Origin of the sequence: Pedobacter agri PB92, from assembly GCF_000258495.1 — a bacterium.
Lineage (GTDB): Bacteria > Bacteroidota > Bacteroidia > Sphingobacteriales > Sphingobacteriaceae > Pedobacter > Pedobacter agri.
Window position 1 is genome coordinate 1 of record NZ_AJLG01000275.1, and the last position, 4402, is coordinate 4402.

At 39.0% G+C, this 4402-nt stretch carries 6 protein-coding genes; 2 read left to right on the plus strand and 4 right to left on the minus strand.

Features of this window, described 5'->3' with window-relative positions; all coding sequences use genetic code 11:
• Nucleotides 1-786: sensor histidine kinase (locus tag ON09_RS22855; protein WP_010603394.1), on the plus strand; the 786-nt coding region annotated here is incomplete at its 5' end.
• Between the two features lie 25 nt (nt 787-811).
• Nucleotides 812-1447 (plus strand): response regulator transcription factor, encoded by a 636-nt coding sequence (locus tag ON09_RS22860; RefSeq protein ID WP_010603395.1) that lies wholly within the window; start codon nt 812-814, stop codon nt 1445-1447.
• Nucleotides 1448-1521: 74 nt separating this feature from the next.
• Here the strand turns inward: ON09_RS22860 and ON09_RS22865 are convergent, their stop codons facing one another.
• The 4 genes from ON09_RS22865 to ON09_RS22880 form a co-directional block, all read right to left on the minus strand.
• Entirely contained in the window at nt 1522-1944 is a 423-nt protein-coding gene (locus ON09_RS22865) for an SH3 domain-containing protein (RefSeq protein ID WP_010603396.1), read from the minus strand.
• An 8-nt stretch (nt 1945-1952) separates the two neighbouring features.
• Nucleotides 1953-2417 carry a BON domain-containing protein gene (locus tag ON09_RS22870; protein ID WP_010603397.1) on the minus strand — a complete coding sequence of 155 codons (465 nt, stop codon included), beginning with the start codon at nt 2415-2417 and terminating at the stop codon, nt 1953-1955.
• Nucleotides 2418-2641: 224 nt separating this feature from the next.
• On the minus strand, nt 2642-3118 hold the full coding sequence (locus ON09_RS22875; RefSeq protein ID WP_010603398.1) for a CYTH domain-containing protein: 477 nt from the start codon (nt 3116-3118) through the stop codon (nt 2642-2644).
• Nucleotides 3118-4402 (minus strand): beta-N-acetylhexosaminidase (locus tag ON09_RS22880; RefSeq protein WP_029204581.1); only part of this gene is annotated, 1285 nt, incomplete at its 5' end. The genes ON09_RS22880 and ON09_RS22875, both read right to left, overlap by 1 nt.

Genomic DNA, 4402 nt, shown 5'->3' on the forward strand with positions numbered 1-4402 from the left:
ACGTACACACTTAAAGAAGAAAATCTCGAAAACAGACTTAATATCAGTAATAAACAACGTTGGCTTATTATTTTGATCGCCAGTTTATCTGTATTTATATCAAGCAGTATTTATTTTTATTTCTATATTCAAAACAAGTATAAAAGCCAGAATGCGGTACAGAGGTTTCTTGAAGAAAAAAATAAGGCTGTAGCGATTTTGGAAACTGAAGAAAATGAGCGCAGGCGAATATCCGGAGATTTGCATGATGGGGTAGGGCAAACGCTGGCCGCAGCATCGCTTCAACTTAAAAAAGCGAAAAATGATATTGCACAGCTGCAAAAGTTAGATGACCTCATAGATCAGGCGGCTAATGAAGTACGAATGCTATCGCATGAAATGACGCCCGAAATGGTGCTGCACTTCGGTTTGGTGAAAGCAATGGAACAGGTAATAGATCGTCTTAATGATGTGCAGAACTTTACCGTTTTCAAATTTTTTAAACACGTTGAGTTTGATGACGTGAATCAGGTAAGGGCGGTGGTTGTTTACAGGTCGTTTCAGGAACTTACTAACAATATTTTGAAACATGCCAAAGCGAAAAATGTTGGCGTTCATCTTAACATGAGTGATGATGAAATTTTACTAATGATTGAAGATGATGGTATCGGCTATGATAAAAATGAAATTAAACTAGGTTTAGGATTGCAAAATTTGGAAAGTCGCATTCGAATTTTTAATGGTCATTTAGAAGTTGATTCGACTATTGGTAAAGGCACTACCACCATTTTAAGGTTCTCTTACTAGTAATTATGATTCTAAAATCGCTGACATGAAAAAGATTAAAGTATTTTTAGTTGATGATCATGATATTCTTATGGATGGCATTGAGGCAATTTTGAAAGATGTCGCCAATCTGGTTGTTGTAGGAAAAGCAAATTCGGTTGATACGGCTCAGGAACTAATAAAAATTAGTGTTCCTGATCTCATTTTAACCGACATTAGCCTGGGTGAAAAGTCAGGGTTAGACTTAACTAAATATGTAAAAAAAGAATACCCTCAAATTAAAGTGATGGTGCTTTCTATGCATGATGATATTTTAAATATGACCAATATGCTCAAGGCTGGAGCCTCTGGGTATTTGCTTAAGAATGTAAAAAATGCTGAACTGCATAAGGCCATTGTAACGGTAATGGAGGGCGGAAGTTATATTCAGGATTCGATTGCATCTAAGTTGAAAAACGTTAGCCAAAATACGCACCAACATCAGATAAATAATTTATCTGCACGGGAAATAGAAATTATCAGACTCATTTCGAAGGAACACACCTCAGCAGAAATTGGTAAAATGTTGTTTATTTCCGAACATACTGTTGAAACTCACCGTAAAAATATCTGGAGAAAAACCGGGGTAAAATCAACCATAGGTTTGCTCAATTTTGCCAAAGATCAGCATCTGCTATCCTGAAGAAAGATGTGATTCATCCTTTAAATAAAAATCCGCTTTTGTTACAAAGCGGATTTGAAAGATACTCAAACTGATTAATCCTGAGGTTCCAGATACTGGGCATAGCAGTATCCTTCTTCACCATCTTTAGTTCTTACCAGCCACCACAAATCATTGCTGCGATTTACCAGGGTAATGATTTCATGATGCGCCGCTTTACCAACAATCGGCTGATCCGTTCCAGGACCTTTTCGGATATTTAAATTGCTGCTTTGGGTAATTACTTTCACATGAGTGGTAGCCGCATCAACGCTAACATTTACGTTCAGCACTAAGTCGCCAGAGGTAAAGTTAGGATCAATTTGATTGTAAACTTCCCAGAGATGATCCTTCGTAGCGCCATCGGCTGCAGTTCCATCTACATATAATATTCCGTCTTGCGCTCTTACAGCAAGATCACTTATTCCAGCGGCAACAGCTGCATCGGTTAATGCCTTATATTTTTCTTGTAATAACATCGGTAGAATTATTTTACAGTTAATTTGTTTTCAATTTTTTTAGGTTTTAATGCACTTAAATGCTGCATTAAGGTAATCAGCGAAGCTTTTTTAATTTCACCTGTAAGTGTAACTACACCATCTTTTACACTGGCTTTTACCGTTGGGAAATCTTTGGTTGCATCGGCAACATTTTTAGTTAATAAAGGGTCTTCTGAAATGACCACTGGCGCAGCTGCAGGTTTTACTGTTAAGTTGTTTACGACTGATTTTACTCCTTTTTCAGCTTTGGCTATTTCTTCGGCTTTAGCTTTGGCTGCATCATCGGCAACTTCGCCTGTTAACGTTACAGCGCCTTTAGCTACGGATACGGCAATGCCTGCGGCTTCTTTTGCCTGCACTGCAGCCTGAATATCTGCATCTTTTGGAGAGCAGCTCGCCAAAAATAGCGTTCCTGCAATCACAGCACTCATTAAAAATTTACTTGTTTTCATCCTTTTATGATATTGTTGTTTAAATTTTAAATTGTTAAATGGCCTTTTTCGGGATGACCATTTGTTGCAAATTAAACAAGGATGATTTTTGAAGGGGCTAATATAGGAATTGAGTTGATGTTAAATGACGAATCAATCTTTTTATTTATTCACATTTGTTGATGTGAAGGCAAAAGCTATATATGGAATTTTCCTTTGAGAAGGATGCTTAAGATTCAATCAAATTATCTAGGTGTCCAGCTTTTATAAGGATGAATGGTTAAGCAGGAGTTGTAATATTTTTTCTCATGGGTAACTTCTTCGGCCACCCAAGCCGGAAGCTGGAAGTTCTCCTCTTCGGATTCCAATTCAATTTCTGCAACAATTAGTCCGGCATTATCGCCAGAGAAAACATCAACTTCCCAGATTTTACCCTCATGCGGAATTTCATATCTGATTTTCTCCAGTTCAGATTCAGCAAACTGATCCAGTAGCTCAAGTCCTTCTTTCAAAGGGATTTCGTATTCATATTCTAACCTTGAGGCGCCGGTAGATATTCCCTTGATCGTAATCCACGCCGCATTTTCGGTGGTGCGTACGCGAATAGTTTTATTTGGATCACTTACCAGATAACCTTGCCTCAGAAGTTTTCCTTCTGGCTTTGCAAAGCTATTCCACTCAGTTTCCTTAATTAGGAACTTCCTTTCGATTTCTTTACCCATTATTTAGCCCTTTTTTGTAAATCGGAAATGGGCATGCTAATTAACCTTCCAACAACCTGTTTTCCTTTGTAGGTAATTACCCTCAACATACTGGCATCTTTAGGTGCTGTTAGTGCTCCGGTATATTTTGGATAAAATCGATCCGGGCTCGAATTATCAAAGCTGTAATAAATATCAAGGCCTTCAATTTCTGGCGTTAATTCAATTATCAACTGTTTATCAGCGTTGCGTTTAACTGTAAACACTGGGTCGTAAATGGCTGGAGAGTATTTGATTTCTGCAAGATCCAATCTTTTAAAATGTTCCTCTGTACGGTCGATAAAACTTGTCCAGTTTTTTTTCTCTATCGGACTCCAAACAGACTCTGAAATGGCAAAAGCACGAGGCCAAAGCATGTATTGAACCTGTCGGAAATTGAAAATCTGCTCCGTCCACAGGTTTGCCTGTCCGCCGATAATAAATTTTGGATCAGCCCCAGCTGGAATAGGATTAAACTGATAAGCTTTGTTTAACCGTAAAGAGGCATAAACCTTTGGTTCTGTAATCTGATCGGCTTGCATATAATCCAGATAAGCGAAATCAGTCGGACTCATCACCAGGTTATGTTTATCTTTTGATGCCTGAATACCATATTTTAGGCCTCTCCAGCTCATTACTGAAGCTGTAGGTGAAACACCACCTTCCAAAATTTCATCCCAGCCCATAAACTTTTTGCCTTTTGAAACCACGATTTGTTCAACACGTTTCTCAAAATAAGCCTGAACCTGTGGAATGGTTTTTAGTCCTTCGCGTTGCATTAATGCCTTCACCTGGTCATTTTTCTCCCAGAAATTATGGGGCGCTTCATCTCCTCCCATGTGGATATATTCGAAGGGAAAAAGCTTTGCTATTTGCGTAATTACGGTGTCGAGGAATGTATAAACTTTTTCATTTGCAGGGCAGAGCGTATTATCTACCAATGCCAGAGGAGGTGCCCCGCGGCTCCAATCCATAATTTTTTCGCCGGAACGCACCTTATAGTTTACCGCGTCTGGTGTGCATGAAAGTTCCGGATAGGAGGCAATGGCAGCCAAACTGTGTCCTGGGACATCAATTTCGGGCATAATATTGACGAAGCGATCTTGTGCATATTGTACCAGCTCTTTAATATCTTCCTGCGTATAAAAGCCGCCATAGGTACGGGGTTCATTTGCCGTTGGTGGAATAAAATCTCCAAAGGTTCCGGTTTTTTGAACACTCCATGCACCAACTTCGGTGAGTTTAGGTAAGCCTTTGATCTCAATT